The sequence below is a fragment of the Synechococcus sp. CCY 9618 genome, from assembly GCF_019038415.1.
GTDB lineage: Bacteria > Cyanobacteriota > Cyanobacteriia > PCC-6307 > Cyanobiaceae > Cyanobium.
The window spans coordinates 1-4514 of record NZ_JAFKRG010000053.1 but is presented as its reverse complement, the minus strand read 5'-3'; the positions used below and the strand labels follow the sequence as shown (position 1 = coordinate 4514).

The following is a 4514-nucleotide window of genomic DNA, read 5'->3' as shown; positions in this document are numbered from 1 at the left end:
GACGCCGAGCTGCTGCTGCTGGGGCCGTGGGTGGAGCGGCCCCACGCCCTGCCGCCCCTGCCCGCGGGCGTCTCCCCCGCCCTGATCAGCCACGTGGTGCTCCGGGAGCTCGGCCTGGATCCCCTGGTGGTCGACCTGGGCTGCCCGGTGGCGCCGGCGGTGCCTCACCTGCGCCTGCCGGGACCTGCGGGGGCAGGGCCGGCCCGCTGCCTGAGCGGCGGCGCGGCCCTCGATCCGCCCCGGTTGCAGGCCCTGCTGGCCCTGGGTCGGCGCTGGGGCGCCCGGCTGCCGCCGGGACGGCCTCTGCTGGTGGCGGAATGCGTGCCGGGGGGCACCAGCACCGCCCAGGCCGTGCTCACCGGCCTGGGCGTGGAGGCGGCCGGGCTGGTGAGCGGCAGCCTGCGCCATCCCAACCATGACCTCAAGGCGGCTCTGGTGTGCCAGGGCATGGCGGCGCTGGGCCTCGATGAGGCCGACCCGCCGCGGGTGGCCGCCGCCCTGGGGGATCCGATGCAGCCCCTGGCCGCTGCCCTGGTGCTGGCCGCGGCCGCATCCGGGCATCCCGTGCTGCTGGCGGGGGGCAGCCAGATGGCGGCGGTGCTGGCCCTGGCCCTGGCCCTCGCCCCCCCCGACCTGCGGCCGGCCATCGCCGCCGGCACCGCCCTGGGCACCACCGCCTGGGTGGCCCATGAGGCCGGCAGCGATCTGGCCCTGCTGCTGCGGCGCATCGGCGCCCGCTGGCGGGTGGAACCGCTGGCCTTCGCCGCCGACCTGCGCTTCACCGGTGCCGTTCATCCCGCTCTGGCGGCCTACGAGGCGGGATACGTCAAGGAGGGAGTGGGGGCCGGGGGCCTGGCCCTGCTCTGGCAGCTGAGCGGCCGCTCAGCAGAGGACCTCGCCCGCCTCTGTGACCAGGCCTGCGGGCGGCTGCTGGGGCCTTCTGCGCCTACGGTCCGCTAGATGGGCGCACCCCTTCTCCCACCTCAGGCCCCGGCGCTCGGCCGTCGCGCCCTGCTGCAGCTCGGCGCCGCCTCCGCCCTGACCCTGCTCGCCGGCTGCGAACGCCGGGACCCGCTGCTGCTGGCCAGCCGCGGCGACATGCCCGCCGCCTGGGCCCGCCGCCTGCCCCGGCCCTGGCGCAGTGAGCTGGTGGAGGATCCTGGCCTGGTGCTGGCCCGGGCGTCCGCCCCCCTGACGGGCCTGGTGCAGCTCAGCGACGGCTGGGCCACCGAACTCGACCCCGGCGACCTGCAGCCCATCGGCACACCCGCCCTGCTGGAGCGGCTCGAGCCGATGGCCGCGCCCCTGGCCCGTCTCCATGGCCCGGCGTCAGCTCCCCGGCTCGCCTTCCCCTGGTCCTACGGCCCCTGGGTGCTGGTGCTGCGCAGCCGGCCCGACCTGGCCCGCCGCCGGGCCGAAGGCTGGGATCTACTGCTCGACACCAGCCTGGCGGGCCGGCTGGTGCTCCCCTCCTCGCCGCGGGTGGTGATCGCCCTGGTGGGGGGAGATGGGGATCGTCTGCGGCGTCTGCGGCGTGCGGCCCTGGCCTACGACGAACGGGACGGGCTCAGCCTGCTGCTCACCGGCGAGGCCGAGGCGGCCGTGCTGCCCCGGCAGCGGGTGGTGGGGCTGCTGCGCCGCGATCCCCGGCTGCAGGTGCTGCTGCCCGAGAGTGGCGCTCCCCTGAGCTGGAACCTGCTGCTGCGGCCGGCAGGGCCCCATCCGGAACCGCCGCTGGAGTGGCTGGGGGCGGCCCTGGAGCCCCCCCTGCTGCCGGCCCTGCTGGCGGCCGGCTGGGTGCCGCCCCTGCCCCGGGACCAGCTGCAGCGGGCCCTGGCGGATTTCCCGGCGGCCAGCGCGGCCCTGCTGCTGCCTCCCCAGGCGGTGCTGGATCGCTGCTATAGCCAGCCTCCCCTCGCCGCCGCCGAACGCCGGCAGCTGCAGAGGCTCTGGGATGGGGCCGCCCCCGATCCCGCCGCCCCTGCCGCCTAACCCCAGAGGCGCCGCCGTGGCGGCGCCGCCAGCCGGCGGTGGGTGTCGGCGAGCAGATCGGGGATGGGCAGCTGCAGGGGGCAGCGGGGCAGGCAGTCGCCGCAGCGTTCGCAGGCGGAGGCATCCCGCTGCTCCCACCAGTGGCCGGCCCGACCGATCAGGTTGTAACGCTCCTGGGCGAAGGGCTCCATGCCATGGCCCACGGCCAGGTTGCGCAGCCGCAGCAGGGCGGGGATGGGCACACCGGTGGGGCAGGGCAGGCACTGGCGGCACTGGCCGCAGCGGTCGAGCCCCAGCCGTTCCCTGCCGGCGGCCGCCAGTCGCTCCAGGGCGCCCGCCAGCGCCAGCCGCTCGTTCGCTGACGGGGAGCCGCCGGCGTCGGCCAGGCGGATGGCCCAGTCCAGATCCTCCGGCCGGGCCGCCCCCAGGGTGAGGGTGCTGATCCCTTCCGCCAGCAGGAACCGGTAGGCCAGCTCCAGGGGCGCGAAGGGGGCGCAGTCGCTCTCCAGCTGCGCAGGGGGGGCCTGGAGGCGGCCGCCCTTGTCGGCCGGCGAGATGGCCATCACGCCGATCCCCGCCGCCAGGGCGGCGCGGGCCAGGGGCAGCCGTTCCTGGTCGAACAGATGCAGATGCAGGCTGCAGAACCCGAAGCGGCCGCTCTCCAGGGCCGCCCCGATCAGTGACGTGTCGCCGTGGCTGCTGAAGCCCACCTGGCCCACCAGCCCCTCCCCCTGAGCCCAGGCCAGCAGCTCGGCTCCTGGACCCTCCACGGCCCAGGCCAGATGCTCCGGCCGGTTGAGACCATGCACCGCCAGGTTGTCGAGCCGGTCGACCCCCAGCCTGCCCAGGCAGGCCCTCAGCTGGGCGCGGCCTTCGGCCGGATCGGGTCCCGGGAGGATCTTGCTGGTGAGCACCAGCGAGGCCCGACCCGCCGGATCACGCTGCTCCAGGCGCCTCAGCGACCGGCCGAGAAAGACCTCGGCCGGACCGTAGGCGGGGGCCGTTTCCAGGTGGTTGATCCCGGCGGCCAGCGCGGCGGCCAGCACCGCCTCCATGCAGTCCGGTGTGTCCAGGGCCCGCATGGTGCCGAGGGTGAACACCGACACCGGCCGGCCTGTGCCGAATGGCCGATGGTGGACCGGATCCACTGGTGGGGGGGGATCAGGCGGCAGGGCCACTGCCCTCGGGGGGCTCCTCGGGGCCGTTCTCGGCTTCGGCGACGGTGCGGCCGATGTGGCGGATCAGATCGGCCGGGCTGGTGCGATCGAGGAAGCGGCGGAAGTCCTCCTGGTCCTCGGCGTCGGCCTCCGCATCCACGGGGATGGAGGCATCGGCCACCACCTCCTCCAGCATCCAGATGCCGCTGTCGGTGCGCAGGGCCAGGGCGATGGCATCGCTGGGACGGGCGTCCACTTCGATGGCCTGGTCGCCGCCGCTGGCCAGTTTGAGCACGGCCCGGAAGGTGTTGTCCTCGATGGTGTGGATGATCACCCGCTCCAGACGCAGGCCACCGGCCTCCAGCAGGCTGGCCATCAGGTCGTGGCTGAGGGGCCGGGGCGGTTTCTCCCGGTTGAGGCCGGAGAGAATGTTCTGGGCCTGGGACTGGTCGATCCAGATCGGCACCTGGCGCCGACTGGAGGGATCACGGAGCAGCACGATGGGGCTGCGGCTGGCCGCATCAAGGGCGATCCCGGCGACTCGCATTTCAACCATGGTCGGGTCCGCTCCTCGAACGTGATGCTGCCCGTGAAACGATTATGGCCAGTGGAGCCACGCAGGGGATGTTCACCGGACTGGTGCAGGCCATCGGCAGGCTGGAGCGATGCCCCGCCGGCGTCCGGGTGCGTACGGACCTGGGTCCCCTGGCCCTCGGGGACAGCGTGGCGGTCGATGGGGTCTGCCTGACGGTGGCGGAGCTGCTGGCGGACGGCTTCCGGGCCGATGTCAGCGAGGAGACACTGGCCCGCAGCACCCTGGCCCAGGGGGCCGCCAGCGGCAGCTGGGTGAATCTCGAGCCGGCCCTGCGCCTGGTCGACCGGCTGGGCGGCCATCTGGTGAGTGGCCACGTCGACGGGCTGGGGGTGATCACGGCCATCCAGCGGGAGCCTGGCTCCTGGCGTCTGGAGGTGGCCTGGGAGGATCCGGCCTACGGCCGTTACGTGTGTGAGAAGGCCAGTGTGGCGGTGGACGGCATCAGCCTCACCGTGGCCGGTTGCCAGGCCGATGGGGGGCGCTTCTGGATCGCCGTCATCCCCACCACCTGGACCGGCACCACCCTGCAGGGACGCCGGGTGGGGGAGCGGGTGAATCTGGAGGCCGATCTGCTGGCCAAGTACACCGAGCGGCTGCTCAGGGGGGGTGCAGCGCCGGCCGCCAGGCCCACGGAGGAGTCGATCTCCCCCGCCTGGCTGGCGGAGCGCGGCTGGGGCTAGCTGTGATTTCCCACCAGGTTGTTCATGCCTGCAGCTGAGCTAGCCGCTGTTGGGGGGTGAGGCCACCCAGGGCCATATGGCACCTGCGGC

At 74.5% G+C, this 4514-nt stretch carries 5 protein-coding genes; 3 read left to right on the top strand and 2 right to left on the bottom strand.

Annotated elements, in window-relative coordinates:
* Together KUG41_RS14150 and KUG41_RS14145 are read left to right on the top strand one after the other, a co-directional pair.
* Positions 1–960 (top strand): nicotinate-nucleotide--dimethylbenzimidazole phosphoribosyltransferase (locus KUG41_RS14150; protein WP_216904861.1); only part of this gene is annotated, 960 nt, incomplete at its 5' end.
* Entirely contained in the window at positions 961–1992 is a 1032-nt protein-coding gene (locus KUG41_RS14145; RefSeq protein WP_216904860.1) for a twin-arginine translocation pathway signal, read from the top strand.
* Here KUG41_RS14145 and KUG41_RS14140 read toward each other — a convergent pair.
* Complete coding sequence (locus tag KUG41_RS14140) at positions 1989–3074, bottom strand: aldo/keto reductase (RefSeq protein ID WP_216904862.1); 1086 nt, start codon at positions 3072–3074, stop codon at positions 1989–1991. The genes KUG41_RS14145 and KUG41_RS14140 overlap by 4 nt on opposite strands.
* A gap of 79 nt (positions 3075–3153) precedes the next feature.
* A complete protein-coding gene (locus tag KUG41_RS14135; RefSeq protein WP_216904859.1) occupies positions 3154–3705 on the bottom strand; it encodes a bifunctional nuclease family protein in 552 nt (183 codons plus the stop codon).
* Between the two features lie 68 nt (positions 3706–3773).
* Here KUG41_RS14135 and KUG41_RS14130 point away from each other — a divergent pair, with 68 nt between their 5' ends.
* On the top strand, positions 3774–4424 hold the full coding sequence (locus tag KUG41_RS14130; RefSeq protein ID WP_216904858.1) for a riboflavin synthase: 651 nt from the start codon (positions 3774–3776) through the stop codon (positions 4422–4424).
* The last annotated feature ends 90 nt before the right edge of the window (positions 4425–4514 follow it).

What these genes read in the sequence shown, in the direction of transcription:
- KUG41_RS14145 (WP_216904860.1), top strand. Translation starts at nt 961, where the DNA reads ATGGGCGCACCCCTTCTCCCACCTCAGGCCCCGGCGCTCGGCCGTCGC.
- KUG41_RS14140 (WP_216904862.1), bottom strand. Translation starts at nt 3,074, where the DNA reads ATGCGGGCCCTGGACACACCGGACTGCATGGAGGCGGTGCTGGCCGCC.
- KUG41_RS14135 (WP_216904859.1), bottom strand. Translation starts at nt 3,705, where the DNA reads ATGGTTGAAATGCGAGTCGCCGGGATCGCCCTTGATGCGGCCAGCCGC.
- KUG41_RS14130 (WP_216904858.1), top strand. Translation starts at nt 3,774, where the DNA reads ATGTTCACCGGACTGGTGCAGGCCATCGGCAGGCTGGAGCGATGCCCC.